The 17,434-nt window shown below is 45.3% G+C and carries 13 protein-coding genes; 6 read left to right on the top strand and 7 right to left on the bottom strand.

Annotated features, from left to right (window positions below):
- Positions 1 to 13: 13 nt before the first annotated feature.
- The 7 genes from glnK to FKN05_RS14435 form a co-directional block, all read right to left on the bottom strand.
- Positions 14 to 352: a P-II family nitrogen regulator gene (glnK, locus tag FKN05_RS14465; protein ID WP_099610606.1), complete on the bottom strand. Its 339-nt coding sequence runs from the start codon at positions 350 to 352 to the stop codon at positions 14 to 16.
- Between the two features lie 197 nt (positions 353 to 549).
- Complete coding sequence (locus FKN05_RS14460; RefSeq protein ID WP_170887809.1) at positions 550 to 921, bottom strand: YacL family protein; 372 nt, start codon at positions 919 to 921, stop codon at positions 550 to 552.
- A 126-nt stretch (positions 922 to 1,047) separates the two neighbouring features.
- Positions 1,048 to 3,645 carry a bifunctional aconitate hydratase 2/2-methylisocitrate dehydratase gene (gene acnB / locus FKN05_RS14455; protein WP_170887808.1) on the bottom strand — a complete coding sequence of 866 codons (2,598 nt, stop codon included), beginning with the start codon at positions 3,643 to 3,645 and terminating at the stop codon, positions 1,048 to 1,050.
- 236 nt (positions 3,646 to 3,881) lie between these two features.
- Positions 3,882 to 6,152 carry a patatin-like phospholipase family protein gene (locus FKN05_RS14450; protein WP_161427679.1) on the bottom strand — a complete coding sequence of 757 codons (2,271 nt, stop codon included), beginning with the start codon at positions 6,150 to 6,152 and terminating at the stop codon, positions 3,882 to 3,884.
- Positions 6,153 to 6,231: 79 nt separating this feature from the next.
- Complete coding sequence (mrcB, locus tag FKN05_RS14445) at positions 6,232 to 8,559, bottom strand: penicillin-binding protein 1B (protein ID WP_161427680.1); 2,328 nt, start codon at positions 8,557 to 8,559, stop codon at positions 6,232 to 6,234.
- On the bottom strand, positions 8,556 to 11,018 hold the full coding sequence (gene hrpB / locus FKN05_RS14440; protein WP_170887844.1) for an ATP-dependent helicase HrpB: 2,463 nt from the start codon (positions 11,016 to 11,018) through the stop codon (positions 8,556 to 8,558). Before hrpB ends, mrcB begins: the two co-directional genes overlap by 4 nt.
- Before the next feature lie 226 nt (positions 11,019 to 11,244).
- Complete coding sequence (locus FKN05_RS14435; protein ID WP_099610602.1) at positions 11,245 to 12,177, bottom strand: universal stress protein; 933 nt, start codon at positions 12,175 to 12,177, stop codon at positions 11,245 to 11,247.
- 141 nt (positions 12,178 to 12,318) lie between these two features.
- On the opposite strand from FKN05_RS14435, the gene sfsA reads away from it, so the two are divergent.
- The 6 genes from sfsA to panB all read left to right on the top strand — a co-directional run bounded on the left by sfsA (position 12,319) and on the right by panB (position 17,423).
- A complete protein-coding gene (gene sfsA / locus FKN05_RS14430; protein WP_099610601.1) occupies positions 12,319 to 13,062 on the top strand; it encodes a DNA/RNA nuclease SfsA in 744 nt (247 codons plus the stop codon).
- Positions 13,063 to 13,197: 135 nt separating this feature from the next.
- The gene (gene dksA, locus FKN05_RS14425) at positions 13,198 to 13,644 is read left to right on the top strand and encodes an RNA polymerase-binding protein DksA (RefSeq protein WP_099610600.1); all 447 of its coding nucleotides are present in this window, start codon (positions 13,198 to 13,200) and stop codon (positions 13,642 to 13,644) included.
- A 131-nt stretch (positions 13,645 to 13,775) separates the two neighbouring features.
- Entirely contained in the window at positions 13,776 to 14,645 is an 870-nt protein-coding gene (gene gluQRS, locus FKN05_RS14420) for a tRNA glutamyl-Q(34) synthetase GluQRS (protein ID WP_170887807.1), read from the top strand.
- A gap of 104 nt (positions 14,646 to 14,749) precedes the next feature.
- Positions 14,750 to 16,126 (top strand): polynucleotide adenylyltransferase PcnB, encoded by a 1,377-nt coding sequence (gene pcnB, locus FKN05_RS14415; protein WP_425445494.1) that lies wholly within the window; start codon positions 14,750 to 14,752, stop codon positions 16,124 to 16,126.
- Complete coding sequence (gene folK / locus FKN05_RS14410) at positions 16,123 to 16,632, top strand: 2-amino-4-hydroxy-6-hydroxymethyldihydropteridine diphosphokinase (protein WP_099610597.1); 510 nt, start codon at positions 16,123 to 16,125, stop codon at positions 16,630 to 16,632. The genes pcnB and folK overlap by 4 nt, the downstream gene beginning before the upstream one ends.
- A complete protein-coding gene (panB, locus tag FKN05_RS14405; protein WP_099610596.1) occupies positions 16,629 to 17,423 on the top strand; it encodes a 3-methyl-2-oxobutanoate hydroxymethyltransferase in 795 nt (264 codons plus the stop codon). The genes folK and panB overlap by 4 nt, the downstream gene beginning before the upstream one ends.
- Positions 17,424 to 17,434 lie beyond the last annotated feature (11 nt).

Below are 17,434 nucleotides of genomic sequence, written 5' to 3'. Positions count from 1 at the left end.
AATTCTTTGAATATTAAAGTGCTTCGCCATCAGTCTCGCCGGTACGAATGCGAACAGCGTGGCTCAAGTCATAAACAAATATTTTCCCGTCACCGATTTTCCCGGTATGAGCGGCTTTGATGATCGCTTCCAACACTCGATCAACATTATCCGCTTGAGTGGCAATCTCGATTTTTACTTTAGGTAGAAAGTCCACCTGATACTCCGCTCCACGGTAAAGCTCGGTATGTCCTTTCTGACGTCCAAAGCCTTTCACTTCAGCAACGGTCATACCTTCAATGCCGACATCGGCTAAGGCTTCACGTACATCATCGAGTTTAAAGGGTTTAATTATGGCGTTAATCAGTTTCATCGTATCCTCTCTGAAGCAGTAATCCATTTACACTTCAGTTAATCCAAGGTACGTGCCAACTTTTTAACATATTGAATAAAAAGGAAAAGATTAAATATTATCGTCATGAAAAACAATAAACGCACCATAACGGTGCGCCTATTTCCCTGATATAAAGCAACGTGAATCGTTGTCACCATATCGGTGCAACACTCGGCTCAACGCTCAGTTACAAACTTTCGCCATCCTACTAATAACTGCTGAAAATCGTCTAAACCACATTGGGCAAAACTTTCACAATCGTAGAAGCCAAATGCTTCATCACTCAGTAGCTCCTGTTCTTGTAACAAAATATTCTCTTGAATCGTTACCTCATCTCCTTGAATCAGCAGAGATATTTCTTGTCCAACTAAATATTGCTCTTGATTAGGCTGTTGCTGAGCCAGTTTAATCAGGTGCATGACCTGATCAATTTTTGTGCACTCCGCTGCTATTTCGTCTTGCAACCAACGTGCAATAACTTCAAACCCCATCTCACAACGCACACTATACTGTCCCTGTAAGGTATTACGGATAAATTGATACTCCATCGCTTATCGCCATCCTAATAACTGTCGCGTGCATGATACAAAAAAACCTTGCCGATGTAGACCTGGAAGAAATCAATATCCATAAAAAAACCGCCTCAACGGAGGCGGCCAGATTAAGCGTAAAGCTTAGACTGCTTGCTGAATAATCACACTCTCAGCCTTCTTGGTATAATGTGGCATCAAATGAAAGTTCAAGTAACGGTAAGTATCCGCAGCGGTCGCATCAATTTGCTTGGCATACGCTAAATATTCATCCATGGTTGGAATTCGACCAAGAATTGCGCCAACGGCTGAAAGTTCGGCAGAAGCCAAATAAACGTTTGCCCCGGTTCCAAGTCGGTTCGGGAAATTACGCGTTGAGGTTGACATAACGGTCGCTTTATCTGCAACACGAGCTTGGTTACCCATGCAGAGAGAACATCCCGGTGTTTCAATGCGAACCCCTGCCCGCCCAAAGATGCCGTAATAGCCTTCTTCGGTCAGTTGATCTCGATCCATCTTAGTCGGTGGTGCAACCCAAAGACGCGTCTCAAGTTGACCGTTATATTTTTCAATCAATTTACCAGCAGCGCGGAAATGACCAATATTGGTCATACAAGAACCAATAAACACTTCATCGATCTTAGTCCCAGCGCACTCAGAAAGTAGCCGAGCATCATCAGGATCATTGGGTGCACAAAGAATCGGCTCTTTAATGTCAGCCAAATCGATCTCAATCACGTGCGCATATTCCGCGTCTTTATCTGCTTCCATCAACTGCGGATTGGCCAGCCACTCTTCCATCGCTTTAATACGACGCTCAATCGTACGACGATCACCATAGCCTTCAGCGATCATCCATTTGAGCATGGTGATATTGGAATTCAGGTATTCCGCAATCGATTCTTGGGATAATTTGACGGTACAGCCCGCCGCCGAACGTTCAGCAGAAGCATCAGACAACTCAAACGCTTGCTCAACCGTTAAGTGTTCCACTCCCTCAATTTCTAGCACTCGGCCAGAGAATTCATTAATTTTCCCTGCTTTTTCAACCGTCAGTAGCCCTTGCTTAATACCGTAATAAGGAATGGCATGGACTAAGTCTCGTAAGGTAATACCCGGCTGCATTTTGCCTTTAAAACGGACCAAAATTGATTCTGGCATATCCAAAGGCATGACACCGGTAGCAGCAGCAAACGCCACTAAACCCGAGCCAGCTGGAAATGAAATCCCTAATGGAAAACGGGTGTGTGAGTCCCCGCCTGTACCTACGGTATCAGGCAGCAGCATGCGGTTTAACCAAGAGTGAATCACCCCATCTCCAGGGCGCAGTGAAACCCCACCTCGATTCATAATAAAGTCCGGTAACGTATGGTGCGTATTGACATCAACCGGTTTTGGATAAGCTGAGGTATGACAAAAAGACTGCATCACCAGATCGGCTGAAAAACCAAGACACGCCAGATCTTTCAGTTCATCTCGAGTCATCGGCCCAGTGGTATCTTGCGACCCAACCGTAGTCATCTTAGGTTCGCAGTAGGTTCCAGGGCGAATTCCCTTGACGCCACAGGCTTTACCCACCATTTTTTGTGCTAAGGTAAAGCCTTTGTTGCTTTCTGCAATCGGAGATGGACGACGGAACACCGTCGACGGTTCTAAACCCAATGACTCACGCGCTTTATCGGTCAACCCTCGTCCGATGATCAGCGGAATACGCCCTCCCGCGCGAACTTCATCAATCAGCACATCGGTTTTTAATGTAAAGTGAGCCAGTATTTCTCCGGTTTGGTGATGGCATACTTTTCCCTCATAAGGGTAGATATCAATCACATCTCCCATATTGAGTTTGGATACATCCACCTCGATAGGCAGTGCTCCAGCATCTTCCATTGTGTTAAAGAAGATTGGGGCGATTTTTCCACCGAGAACATAACCACCAGCACGTTTATTCGGAACGAACGGAATATCATCGCCCATAAACCAAAGTACCGAGTTAGTCGCAGACTTACGTGAAGAGCCAGTTCCGACGACATCTCCCACATAAACTAATTGATGCCCTTGTGCTTTTAATGCTTCAATTTGTTTGATAGGGCCTATTTTTCCCGCATCATCAGGTTCGATGCCTTCTCGCTCATTTTTAAGCATGGCTAAGGCATGGACAGGAATATCAGGCCGAGACCAAGCATCTGGCGCTGGCGATAAATCATCGGTGTTGGTTTCACCGGTCACTTTAAACACGGTTAAGGTGATTTTTTCTGCGAGTGCGGGTTTGGCGAGGAACCACTCAGCCTCAGCCCAGGATTGCATCACCTGTTTCGCAAACAGATTACCGTTTTGTGCTTTTTCTTCGACATCGTAGAAAGCATCAAACATCAGTAAGGTGTGAGAAAGGGCTGTTGCAGCAATCGGCGCAAGCTCATTATCATCAAGCAGCGAGACCAGCGGCTCAATATTATATCCACCCTGCATGGTGCCGAGTAGTTTAGCCGCTTTTTCACGACTGATTAGAGGGGAAGAAACTTCACCTTGGGTTATCGCGGTTAAAAAACCCGCTTTCACGTAAGCAGCTTCGTCAACACCGGGCGGGATGCGGTTTTCAAGCAGGTCAAGAATAAAAGCTTCCTCACCCTGCGGGGGATTTTTCAATAGCTCAACAAGTCCAGCAACTTGCTCTGCATCTAAAGGTTTGGGGACAACTCCTTCAGCAGCACGCTCTGCGACGTGTTTACGGTAGGCTTCAAGCACGACTTTTTCCTCTCATTGCGGTTCACCCAAATTATTATTAAAAGGTGAGTGAACATCCTTGGAAACTTGGCTCTCCGTTGCCCATGTTTTCATTCAAATTTGACTGAGAAACAGCGCCCTAGAGGCCAAACTGTGGACAATAGAATAGCAAATTTAACGATAAATTAAAATCTCATCATGTTGACCAACATAGCAAGTTAAGACGAAAGTTTATCCTCACTCCCGCCCTCTATGCCTTAAAAAGTGCTTCCTACAATCAGGTAGAACGCATCAAAATTTTGTTCTGTTCGGCCGTAACCAAACATGATCGGGCCTATCGGAGAATCAACCCCAGCGAAAATCGAACTCGCAACATACATAGGGGCATTATCAATATTGACTTTTGGCTCTGACCAAATCCCACCATACTCTAAAGAGGCCCCCAAATAGACCGGGGAAGTAAATAAACCGAAATCGTTATCAAACCAACGATAACGGTAAACCAAACTCGTATACGCTTTATTTTGTCCGATCAAACTATTACGAGGGATCCCTGAAAGATTTAAAAAGCCACCAATGGTTTTCGGCTCCACTGGGGTTATCGAGTTTTTGCTCCTCACTTCTCCGTAGTCTAAATTAGCAACCAACGTATGACGGCCAAAACTTTTTGCCGACATCAACTTGGCGGAAATATCATACACCGTATCAGAGCTGTTATTGGTTTGATCGATCAGATCATGCACATCATCGTGTGAGATAACATATTCAAGATCAATGTAGTTACCTTCACGTGGCATACTAAAATCATCTAGTGAATCAATGCGAAAATTGACAAATACTCCTTGGCGAGTAAAAGTGGCATGCCCATAATCAGGGATAGTTGAAGGCTCAGCCTTACCATCAATATAACGTGCACCCACTCTTAATTGACGCCACAAGGTTTGTTGATACCCCAATGCCACCTCACCGGTCAAGGTACGATAAGAGATAGGTATATAATTGCGCGTCGCAGAAAGTCCGGTATTTTCAAATAAATCATCATAGGGAACTTGGCGGTTATCATCGCGATAACGCCCAGTCACTGCAATAAAGGTTTTTTGACTCGAGAACAGCGGTGAGTAAAGTTCAGCCTCTAATTGTTTATCGGTTCCCAAATCGATATTAAGTGCCAACTCCGCCCCCTGAGAACCAAGATCGGTAAAATTCAAAGATGCACCTAAAGAGTATTGACTGGTGGTGCTAAAATCATCTTCTAAAAAAAAGCGAAAATTTAAGTAATTAGGGCCCCAACCTTTCTCGTAAACATCAATTAATAAGTTATTTTTTTCATCGGCTTGCTCATACTGATAACGAACAAGTTTAAATCGGTCTAACGCATAAAGTCGATCAATACTTGCTTCAATCTCTTCGGTACTGAGCGCCATATCTTGCGCTAAATTCAGTCTATTTTTTAACAGTAAGTCGCTGTAATGAGAGTGGTTACGAATCGCAATATTATCGACCGTTAACTGATCGCCGTATTGCAGCTTTCGGCGACGCTGTTCTTTAGCATCAATGTAATCTTGATACTGAGCGCTACTCAAAGCGAGCTTCTGTAATTGTTGCTGGTGCGCTGACGCCGTTTGATAACCTTCAATAAAGGCATCGGGCATTTTATGAAATTCGGTCGTTTCCATCAGCCCGACATTGGGCTTGAGTAAAATATCTTGCTCGCTCAAATAAGAATTTTGGCGCTCAGTGGTACGTCGCACAAGGTAATTAGATAGCTGGTTCGCGGCACTTAAAAAGCTACTAAATGACTCTTGCTGCTTATAATCGGAACTAATGTCGACCGCAATCACGACATCCGCGCCCATCGCTTTAGCCACATCCACAGGCATATTATTGGTCACCCCGCCGTCAACCAGCCAGCGACCATCAATATCGTAAGGCGGTAGCGCACCAGGAACCGACATGCTGGCCATCATTGCATCGACCAAGTAGCCTTTATCTAATACCACGGGCTGCATTTCAATAATATCGGTCGCGACCGCTCGATACGGGATAACCAAATCATCAAATGAGTCTAGTTTCGCGAGGTTACCTGAGGTTTCACGCAAAATACGCAGCATACTTTGCCCTTGAACCACGCCCCGAGGCGCACGAATACCATCCCAACCAAAACCTAAATCAGTGGTTAATTGATAACGGTCTTCATACTCTTTATCACGAACTCGTCGCTGACTACGGCTGACACGATCACGATACCCCAATTGCCAATCGACACTATAGATAACGCTTTCAATTTCTTCAGCATCCATTCCCGTAGCATAGAGCCCTGCAACATACGCTCCCATGCTAGTGCCAAGTACGATATCTACTGGTACTTTCATTTCTTCTAGCGCTTTAATCACGCCCATGTGAGCGGCACCTTTAGCTCCCCCACCAGCAAGAACAAGAGCGATAACCGGACGAGAATGACTTAATGCTATGGGTTGAATACGTTCATCCTGCGCCCAAGAAAAGCAAGATAAAGTGATGCTTATCATTCCTATAATCCCGAATCGCCCACCTCTCACATCGAATTCCTCTCGTCCTTTCCAATCAACTCACTATAAACGTGCCCAGCTACCATCGAAAGATGTTTTTCAACCATTCTTTGGGGCGATTCTCACACTGTTGTTTTAAATTGCCTGACTTATCCCAAACTGGCAAAGTAAAGTGACTATCGCAATCGAGTACAAATGCCCCAGACGGAGTGGCGCTGAAACCAAAAGTACTCATTCCCTGTGGCCAAGGGAGCAATAATTGTTCAGGAATCCGATGCTGTAAGTATTCAGCATACACTCGTAGCGCCCCACTCGATCCCGTTAATTGCGTTGGTTGATTATCATCTCGACCAAGCCAAATGGTGGTTACTTCTCGCCCATCAACACCAACAAACCAACTGTCACGACGATCACTACTGGTTCCCGTTTTTCCCGCTAAGGAAGCCCAAGCAAATTGCTGATTCAAGTAACGCCCTGTCCCTTGCTTTACCCCTTGTTTCATCGCGTAAGTCGTCAACCATGCCGCTTGCTGATCTACAACCTGAGAGGCTTTAGGAATCGATTGATAAAGCACATTGCCTTGAAGATCCAATACCGATCGAAGGGCAGACAGCGGGGCTTTTTTACCAGCATTGGTGATCGTCTGATACATCTGAGCGACTTGATAAGGTGTTAACGAAAACGATCCTAAAAACATAGATGGAACCGGACGAATTTCATGCCGATTAACCCCCAATTGCTGCAATGTATTAGACACCGCATCAATGCCTAATGACATTCCCAACTGCACGGTAGGAACATTCAATGATTGAGCGAGAGCTTGATATAACGGTACCTCACCTCGATATTGCCGATCAAAATTACGAGGAGTCCATACCGTGCCCCCACTGCCTTTTAAGCTGATCGGTTTATCGATTAAAGTGCTCGCAAGGTGATATTTATCTGGCTGGGCTAATGCGGTCAGGTAAACCGCAGGTTTAACCAGCGATCCGATTGGACGACTAGCATTTAAGGCTCGGTTAAAACCATCGTATCCGGTGCGTTTTCCACCGACCATGGCGCGAATTTCACCACTGGAACGATCCACGGCAATCGCCGCCGCTTCTAATTGGTGACCCGCTTTTGGCGCAAGTATTGAAACTTGGTGAGAAATAGCTTGTTCTAGTTTTTCCTGGGAAACGGGATCTAATGAGGTAAAGACTCGCAGCCCTTTGTCGGTTTCAAATCGTGTTCCTACTTTTTGTTTTAGCTCAATGGCGAGTTGTTGGAAATAAGCCGGTTGTCGACTGGCGATATGTGGATGTTTCTGAACATCCAATGGACGAGAAACAGCCTGTTCATACTGCTTAGCAGTTAGAATATTTTGTTCCAGCATTAATTTTAATACTAAATCACGTCGCTCTTTGGCTCGCTCAGGATAACGTGCCGGTTGGTAATAAGATGGCCCTTTCACCATTCCCACTAACAAAGCAAGCTGATCAATTCTTAGCTCTGGTAGCGGTTGGCCAAAATAGAGCCGAGAGGCGAGCCCAAAACCATGGATAGCCTCTTTGCCATTTTGACCAAGATAAACTTCGTTAAGGTAAGCTTCTAAAATACGATCTTTGCTATAGCGGTAATCAATAATTAAGGCGATATAGGCTTCGCGCAATTTACGCCATAACGTCCGTTCACTGGATAAAAAGATATTCTTCGCCAACTGCTGCGTCAGAGTACTTCCCCCTTGAACGGTGCGTCCCGCTTTTAGATTGGCCAACATCGCTCGTGCTATCGAAAAAGGAGAAATACCATCATGCTGGTAAAAGTAGCGATCTTCCGTGGCTAATAGGGCATCCACCATCACTTCTGGAAATTGTTCGCGCCGTAAAAAGAGCCGTTGTTCAATCACATCTTTTTCTAACATACCGAGCATTTTCGGGTCGAGACGTAGATAGCCGAGCTGGCCTCGTTGCTCAAGTGATTGAATGCGGAGTAATGAGTGTTGGTCAAAAGATAACATGACATGGCGATCCGGTTCAGGGCCATCAGAAAATTCAAATGGGCGACGGATCAACTCAATTTTGCTTGACGATGCCGAATACTCACCGGGGAAACGGGGCTGAGCCACTTTACGATAATTCAAGACATCGAGCTCATTACGAACTTCTGGCAAGGTAATTTTATCACCCGGCTGTAAGGTTAAAATTCGCGCATAAACCACAGTCGGCAAATCGAATAGCTGGCCATCAAAGCGTTGTTTCACAACACTATTTAAGTACAATCCACTCACAAGCAACACAGCCGAAAACGCTAATGATCCTTTCCAAAACACGCCCCATAAACGTAATCCCCATGAGGTTTTTTTAGGTTTTGAGGGGGCCTTTTTTCTACTGCTTGGCCGCTTGGTCGGTGTTTTTTTCTTGGTCATGATTTTAAGTGCCGTTTTGTTTTTGTTGTCGCACAGTGGCTGGCCGGATCATCGGGCCAAACATGTTTAGGATAGCGGCCTTTCATCTCTTTCTGCACATCACGATAGGCCCCTTGCCAGAAACTGGCTAAGTCCCGCGTCACCTGCAAAGGTCGTTGAGCAGGAGATAATAATTCCATCACCAACCCCACTCGTCCTTTCGCTATCAATGGTGAGTGTTGCTCACCAAATACCTCTTGCATTCGAACGGAAAGCACCGGATCACTCGCAGGCTGATAACGGATTTTCTTGCGATTTCCTGTCGGTAATTGATAATGCGTCGGTAACCATTCATCCAACTGCTGGTTGAGTGGCCAAGCCACATAAGCCACTAAAGCGTCTAAAACCGAGACTTGATGCAAATCTTTTACCGTGCGAAGACCGATTAAATAAGGGCCCAACCATTGTTCCAAGGCGCTTAACAATCCATCCTCACTCATATCAGGCCAGTTTTCCTCGGGTAACCATTCACTGGCACAACGAACTCTCGCTAACCACTCTTGACTCTCAGTATTCCAATTCAATACCGAAAGTCCATTACGTTGGACATAATTCAGCAAAGCTTGCGTCATTTTTTCTAAGCTGGGTTCAGCCAAAGCACGACGACGAACCATCAAATGCCCGATGCGCAGTTGACATTCCGCAACTAAGCGCCCTTGCTTCTCATCCCAATCGACCCACTCTTGCTCAGAAAAGAGCGATGGTATTTCGGTAGCTAGGGAGTCTATCTCAAGCGATAATGCTGAAAATATCTGACTTGATTGCTGTTGGCTACGCATTAAATCAACGGCCAATAAATAGCCTTGGCTGGCTAACGGATGGGTTTCATGCACAAAAGCACCATGTCCATTCGCCAGTAAATAATGCCCATACTGCCCTCGTTGCTGAGCAATTCGGTCAGAAAAAGCAAAGCAAGCTGCCACCGCCATACACTCACTGTCAACCTGATTGAGTGAAAATTGGCTGTGTAATGTGTGCGCCAATGCCTTGGCATGTTGCGCCATCAACTTGCTTTTATGATGTATCCCCTGCTGCCAACGATGTAAACTGTGCTGTAAATCCAAGACCTGATATTCTGGCTCTTCCATTAAGGCAGCCAATGCCAAGGCTGAATTTAAATATCTCGCCCCTTTTTCTTTGGCCCAAAGCAACATAGCAGCTATACGAGGTTCAATCCCTAAACAATGGGCAGCTTGTCCCTTTGCGGTTAACTGACCTCGTTCATCAATCAGTTGTAATGTGCGTAATAGATCACGCGCCTGTTCTAGAGCGGCGCGAGGCGGTACATTTAACCAGTTAAGCTCATCGGCTTGTTGTGTGCCCCATTGTGCTAATTCCAGCGCTAACGCAGTCAGATCACTATGTAAAATCTCAGGTTCCGGAACCCATGGCTGTTGATTAAATTGTGCTTCACTATATAGGCGAACACATAACCCGGCTTCCAATCGACCGGCTCGTCCCGCTCTTTGCTCGGCAGAAGATTGTGCGATGCGTACTTGCTCTAAACGAGTAATGCCGGTTTTAGGATCAAAACGGGCGCGACGCTCCCAACCACTGTCGACCACCAATCGAATCCCTTCAATAGTCAGTGACGTTTCAGCAATATTGGTGGCCAAAACCACTTTACGACGCCCAGAGGGAGATGGAGCAATTGCTTGTTGCTGGATAGAAAAAGGTAATTGACCATATAAAGGACACACATCAATCGCTTCAGGCAGATCGCTCAATCGCTCTTGCAATTGACGAATCGCTCCACTGCCCGGTAAAAAGGCCAATAGCGATCCAGCTTGTTGAGCCAATAAACTCCGGATCTGATGCTCGACGGCATAAACTAGGCCATGTGCATCTTGCATCGGTTGGTAGTGGATCGCGACCGGATAACTACGACCTAAAGATTCAATAGCGTGCGCTTGTGGTAACAGTGTCTGCAATGCTTGTTGATCTAACGTCGCAGACATCACTACAATGGTGAGAGTTTCCCGTAACGCCATCTGTATATCTAAGCTTAATGCGAGTGCCATATCGGCATGCAGATTTCGCTCATGAAACTCATCGAAGATCAAAATATCAATCCCAGTTAGCTCAGGATCGTGTTGAATCATCCGAGTCAAAATTCCTTCCGTGACGATCTCCAATCGCGTCTGAGCGCTCACTTTACTTTCCCCTCGAATCCGATAGCCGACACTTTCGCCAACCTTCTCACCCAATTGCTGGGCTAAATAACGAGCAATATTACGCACCGCTAATCGTCGAGGTTCCAGCATCACGATCTTCCCCTTCACATTCGAAGAACGAAGCAACGCTAACGGAAGTTGTGTTGATTTACCCGCTCCGGGAGGGGCTTTAAGAATCACTTGAGGTGAATGTTGTATCGCCATTAGTAACTCTGGGATCACAACATCAATAGGTAGATCTGACAACATGACATCCTTTCTAAACTGAGCGCCACATTGTACATAAGAAGTTTAGAGAATAAATAGCCTGTCGATCGCTTATCTCTGGGGACTTTTGACCTTTCGAGCCGATTTTCGCAGCCGTTTGTGGCTTCTTTATGCAAGGCAGAGGCTTTGAAATGTCATTACTCTACCTGAAAAGCCGCTCCCCGACGCGAGGCTTCTCTGAAATCACGGCTCAGAATATCCATGATCAAGAAGGTAACGTGACAGGCGTTTCAAAATGATCGGGTTTTAACGCTAATATCGAACAATGTAACTGGCTAATCAGCTCTTCAGAGGTATTACCAATTAACATGCCGCTGATCCCGGTTCGAGAAAGCGTTCCCATCACCACTAAATCGATCTCATGTGCAGCAATTAAAGGAGGAAGCACAGCCACCGGCTTTCCTTGCGGTAAATGAATCAGTGGCTGACTAAACCCTGCTGTCTGTGTCATGAATGGCTGAATAAGTTGCTCTATTTGTTGATAACGGTGTTGCTGCTCATCTTGCCACATTCGTGCTTCCGTCTGTTTATTGCCATCTCCCCAAATGCTAACAAATCCAGCGTAGGGGATATCCCATGCATTAGCGATGTGCAGCTGCGCAAATTCCCCTAATGCAAGCTGAACCGCCATTTGGCAGATTTTTTCATTCAAATGATTGTGCTGTTCAAACACTCCGAAATCGATCGTGGCAAGAATATTTTTATAGCCCGATAATGGAAAGTTGGGCTTGGTTAACAGCAAAGGGCATGGGCATTTTCTTAATAAATGAACATCATTACTGCCAAATAAACTCGCACTCCAATGCGGGTTTTCAGCTTCTTTAATGACTAAATCAACTGATTCTCTCAACACAGTGCGAATCACTTCTAAATAAACTTTTCCCGTGACTAAGTGCACTTGTACTGAACGTTCAAACGACAATGTTTGACAACATTGGGTAATTTTATCCCTTTGAAACGCTAAGATATTACGTTCAATTTCATCAACCTTCTCAAACTCGTGATTATCTTTTTCAAGCACATAAATAATCGACAGTTTCGCTTGAGAGTTCTTGGCCCAATGAACAGCATGAGCCAAAGCCTGTTGATCAGACGATTCAGTATAAACATATAACACATGGTTAAAAGGATACATCATGCCTCCCACTCCAGCCTATTCATCACTAGCAACCTTGGACTGTGTCATAAATTTTGTCCAGCCACTATCTTGAGGATTGTAGGACATTCCACGCTATTGTGATTAAATTTACTTTTCGTACGATGTTTGACAGGCCATACCATGCAATTTGATCCCCCATTGAAAAAAGCGACCTTAATCCGCCGCTATAAACGCTTTCTTGCCGATGTCACGCTGGATAACGGCGAGCAATGTACGATTCATTGCGCCAATACCGGAGCCATGACTGGCTGCGCCGAAGTAGGAAATACCGTCTGGTATTCCACCTCGCAAAACCCTAAACGGAAATACCCTCATAGCTGGGAACTGACAGAAAACCACATGGGTCAGCGTATTTGTGTCAACACGGCTCGAGCCAATGCCTTGGCCGTTGAGGCCATTCATGATGGGACTATAAAAGAATTGCAGGGATATCAACAACAACTGACGGAAGTAAAATACGGGCAAGAAAATAGCCGAATTGATATCTTGCTCACCACACCACAACGACCAAATTGCTATATAGAAGTAAAAAGTGTCACGTTACTGGATGAGTGCGCTTTCACCGGTGACGGCCAGAGGCCCTTGCTTGGTCAAGGTTATTTCCCTGATACTGTCACCACGCGTGGGCAAAAACATTTGCGCGAATTAGCCCAAATGGCCCAAAATGGGAGCAGAGCCGTACTTTTATTTACAGTTTTACATTCAGGGATTGAAAAAGTCTCCGTCGCTCACCATATAGATGCGAACTATTCACAATTATTAACAATGGCTCAAGAAGCTGGAGTTGAAGTACTGTGCTACAAAGCACAGCTTTCAGAACAAGAAATCCGATTAATTTCGCCAATAGAATTTGTACATTCATGATAAAAAATGATGTCGCCTTCACATTGACGATAACTTTACGATTCAGTGTTTGCCTCGCTCACTTCTTTTTGCTATAGATACCCGCCTTAAATTAACTGCTCTCGCAGTTGACTAGGTGTTAGTAGGAGATGCTGTATGACAGAATCCAAAAAGAAAACGCTAGGCATCCTAGCCATTGCAGGTGTTGAGCCGTATCAAGAAAAAGCCGGTGAAGAGTATATGTCACCGGATCAGATCGCTCACTTTACCAAAATCTTAGAAGCTTGGCGTAACCAGCTAAGGGAAGAGGTTAATCGCACAGTCAATCATATGCAGGATGAAGCGGCAAACTTTCCCGATCCGGTGGATCGCGCATCTCAGGAAGAAGAATTTAGCCTGGAACTGCGTAATCGAGATCGTGAACGTCGTCTCATCAAGAAAATTGAGAAGACTTTAGATAAGATCAAAGAAGACGACTTCGGATTCTGCGAATCTTGTGGCGTGGAAATTGGTGTTCGTCGCTTAGAGGCTCGCCCAACAGCCGACCTCTGTATCGATTGTAAAACACTGGCTGAGATTAAAGAAAAACAGATGATGGGTTAACCTGTTCTATCATCATAGTCAATCAACAAAAAGGGAGCAAACCGCTCCCTTTTTGCTTGTATTACAGGTTACAATCCCTGTGCTTTCGATGAGTTAGCCTTATTTTTTCATTGAATTTGATTGTGACAACTATGCATTATATTGGTCGTTTTGCTCCATCGCCTTCTGGCCCATTACATTTTGGCTCACTAATCGCAGCACTAGGCAGCTATTTTCAGGCTCGCAGTCAACAAGGCCAATGGGTTGTGCGCATTGAAGATCTCGATCCCCCCAGAGAAATTCCCGGCTCTGCACAATGGATTTTACAGGCACTAGAAGCTTATCAATTAACGTGGGATGGCGATGTTGTTTATCAGAGTCAACGTCATGAGCTATATCAAGCTCAAATAGAGACATGGCTACAATCTGGACAAGCTTACTATTGTCAGTGTACACGTAAGCAAGTAAAACAAACGGGGGGATACTATCTCGGTACTTGCCGCCATTTAGCATTGCATCAAACCTCAGGTTGTGCGATTCGTTTTCGGATGGATCATCCGATCTATTCGTTCATCGATCTGAAACAGGGAGAAATTACCATCCCCAAGGCCCTAGCAGAAGAAGATTTCATCATCAAAAGGCGAGATGGACTGTTTGCTTATAACCTTGCTGTGGTAATTGACGATATTCAACAAGGCGTGACACAAGTGGTTCGAGGAGCTGATTTAATTGAACCCACTGGGCGACAAATCAGCCTGTATCACTGCTTGCAGCAAAAGCCCGTTAGTTACTTACATTTGCCATTGGCGATGGATGGTAATGGAAATAAACTATCCAAACAAAACCATGCAAAGGCGATTAATATTGACCAGCCAAAACCAACATTAATTCGAGCGATGGCGTTTTTAGGCTTTGATATACCGAAAGATTTTATGGATGCCCGAGTCGAAGAAATGATCGCTTGGGGCATCAAGAACTGGCAGATAACACGATTGCCGCAAGAGATAGAGATCACACCGTGATTCTCAAAAGGCGCTGTGTACGCTATTATTAGCCGAAATTTCGGCCCATTTAAGCCAAAAAGGTGCACCACAACGCTTGAATAGCCAACACCAATCATTGTCAGATGCACATGAATAATAATGAACTAAAATCACGCAAACCTCATACTTATCCTGAGCTAGCGTTAAATATCATCACTCGCCAAGAGCATAAAATCTCACGGCAGTCGATCAGTGAAAACGCACTCAAAGTCCTTTATCGATTACACGGAGCGGGCTTTGAAGCGTATTTAGTGGGAGGTGGCGTCAGAGACTTACTGCTCGGCGCGACTCCAAAAGATTTTGATATCGCCACCAATGCAACCCCAGAGCAAGTGCGTCAACTCTTTCGTAATTGCCGGTTGATTGGACGACGCTTCCGTCTTGCCCATATAATGTTTGGCCGAGATATTGTTGAAGTCGCCACCTTCCGAGGCCATCATCAAGAAATCAACCAACAGATTGCCGCTCAATCAGAAGCGGGGATGTTATTGCGCGATAACGTGTACGGTACGATTGATGAAGATGCCGAGCGTCGTGATTTCACCATCAATGCGATGTATTACAACATCGCTGATTACAGTATTCATGACTACGCTGGTGGTATGGAAGATCTCGAAGATAAACTGGTTCGTCTTATTGGCGATCCGGAAACACGCTATCGAGAAGATCCTGTCCGCATGTTACGAGCGATTCGCTTCGCCGTTAAGCTTGATTTTGATATCGAAGAAGATACCGCCGCTCCTATTGAACAATTAGCGCCGCTATTACGAGACATTCCTTCCGCGCGTCTCTACGAAGAGTCGTTAAAAATGCTACAAACAGGTTATGGTTTAGAAACCTATCACCTGATGAGAGAATACAACCTATTTCAACAACTGTTTCCACAAGTGGCTGAGCATTTTACCGAAGATGACTCATCACTGACGGAACAAATGATCGACTTAGCTCTAGACTCGACCGATATTCGCATTGAAGAAGGCAAACGAATTAACCCAGCCTTTATGTTTGCCGCTTTCTTTTGGTATCCAATGATTAAGCTGGCCGAACAGATCATGGAGACGCATCAATATAATTTTTATGATGCGGTGATGGAAGCGAGCAATAAAACGCTCGACCAAGTGGTTAAATCGATTGCGATTCCACGCCGTCATACCACAACGATCCGCGAAATTTGGCAAATGCAACTTCGTTTGCCCCGTCGGACTGGCAAACGAGCTTTCCGCCTACTTGAATTAAATAAATTCCGAGCTGGATTCGACTTTCTGGAAATGCGGGGAGAAATTGAAGGTGGAGAAGTCAAACAGTTAGCGAATTGGTGGCAGACTTTCCAAAATGCTGGACGCAATATGCGCCAAGCCATGGTCGCTGACTTAGGTAACAGCGCAGAAAACAATAAATCAGGCCCGCGCCGTCGTAAGCCCTCAACTCGTAAACGCAAGCCGAAAGGTAAAAGTGCATGATTACGGCCTATATTGCTGTCGGGAGCAATCTTGGCGATCCGGTCAAGCAAGCAAAACAAGCGATTGAGGCTTTAAAAAAACTCCCTCAATCCCAATTTATTGCTGCATCATCATTGTATTCCAGTACGCCAATGGGGCCCCAAGATCAGCCTGATTATATCAATGCTGTTGTTGCTATTGATACGCAATTAAGCCCGCTTGAACTGCTCGATTGCACTCAAGCTATTGAACAGCAACAAGGGCGTGTACGTAAAACTGAGCGCTGGGGGCCAAGAACACTTGATTTAGACATCATACTCTACGGGCAACAAGTGATAGATAGTGAACGATTAACTGTACCGCATTATGGGATGAACGTGCGCGAATTTGTCCTTTATCCGCTGTATGAAATTGCCCCAAACTTACAGTTTCCCGATGGAACTAAGCTAAGTGATCAACTTAACCAAGTGGCACAGAATGGGCTTAGTATTTGGCCGTCACCCACGGCAAGTAAGGATATCGAATGAAAAAAATCACCATTAATGATCTGATGAAATGGAAACAGGAAGGTCGAAAATTTCCCACCTCGACCGCCTATGACGCCAGTTTTGCTCAATTGTTTGAAAGCCAAGAGATGCCGGTATTATTGGTGGGTGACTCATTGGGAATGGTTCTCCAAGGGCAGACCGATACGCTCCCCGTCACAGTCGAAGAGATGGCCTATCATACTCGCTGCGTACGTGCCGGTAGTCCTAACTGTCTCCTAATGGCTGATATGCCTTTTATGAGCTATGCAACGCCAGAGCAAGCCTGTGAAAATGCTGCCACCTTGATTAGAGCTGGAGCCAATATGGTGAAAATCGAGGGAGGAGATTGGCTGGTTGATACGGTAAAAATGCTGACCGAGCGAGCGGTTCCTGTTTGTGCTCACCTGGGTTTAACCCCACAATCGGTCAATATTTTTGGTGGCTATAAAATTCAAGGTCGTGAACAAGAGAAAGCCGATCGTATGGTGAAAGATGCCATCGCCTTACAAGATGCTGGGGCACAAATCATCTTATTAGAATGTGTACCCGCGAGCCTTGCTAATCGAATCACTGAGTTACTTGATGTCCCAGTGATTGGTATTGGTGCAGGCAATGGCACAGATGGACAAATTCTAGTGATGCACGATATGTTTGGTATTTCGGCCAACTACATGCCAAAATTCTCGAAAGATTTTCTCGCAGAAACTGGTGATATGCGCCAAGCTGTCGCCCAATATATGGCCGATGTTCGCAGCGGCGCATTCCCAGATGATGCACATACTATTGCCTAAAGGAGTACTCC

The sequence above is a fragment of the Vibrio sp. 1-1(7) genome, assembly GCF_013048485.1.
Classification (GTDB): domain Bacteria; phylum Pseudomonadota; class Gammaproteobacteria; order Enterobacterales; family Vibrionaceae; genus Vibrio; species Vibrio fujianensis.
This window is presented reverse-complemented; position numbering and strand designations above follow the sequence as displayed.

What these genes read in the sequence shown, in the direction of transcription:
- glnK (WP_099610606.1), bottom strand. Translation starts at nt 352, where the DNA reads ATGAAACTGATTAACGCCATAATTAAACCCTTTAAACTCGATGATGTA.
- FKN05_RS14460 (WP_170887809.1), bottom strand. Translation starts at nt 921, where the DNA reads ATGGAGTATCAATTTATCCGTAATACCTTACAGGGACAGTATAGTGTG.
- FKN05_RS14450 (WP_161427679.1), bottom strand. Translation starts at nt 6,152, where the DNA reads ATGATAAGCATCACTTTATCTTGCTTTTCTTGGGCGCAGGATGAACGT.
- mrcB (WP_161427680.1), bottom strand. Translation starts at nt 8,559, where the DNA reads ATGACCAAGAAAAAAACACCGACCAAGCGGCCAAGCAGTAGAAAAAAG.
- FKN05_RS14435 (WP_099610602.1), bottom strand. Translation starts at nt 12,177, where the DNA reads ATGATGTATCCTTTTAACCATGTGTTATATGTTTATACTGAATCGTCT.
- sfsA (WP_099610601.1), top strand. Translation starts at nt 12,319, where the DNA reads ATGCAATTTGATCCCCCATTGAAAAAAGCGACCTTAATCCGCCGCTAT.
- dksA (WP_099610600.1), top strand. Translation starts at nt 13,198, where the DNA reads ATGACAGAATCCAAAAAGAAAACGCTAGGCATCCTAGCCATTGCAGGT.
- gluQRS (WP_170887807.1), top strand. Translation starts at nt 13,776, where the DNA reads ATGCATTATATTGGTCGTTTTGCTCCATCGCCTTCTGGCCCATTACAT.
- pcnB (WP_425445494.1), top strand. Translation starts at nt 14,750, where the DNA reads ATGCACATGAATAATAATGAACTAAAATCACGCAAACCTCATACTTAT.
- folK (WP_099610597.1), top strand. Translation starts at nt 16,123, where the DNA reads ATGATTACGGCCTATATTGCTGTCGGGAGCAATCTTGGCGATCCGGTC.
- panB (WP_099610596.1), top strand. Translation starts at nt 16,629, where the DNA reads ATGAAAAAAATCACCATTAATGATCTGATGAAATGGAAACAGGAAGGT.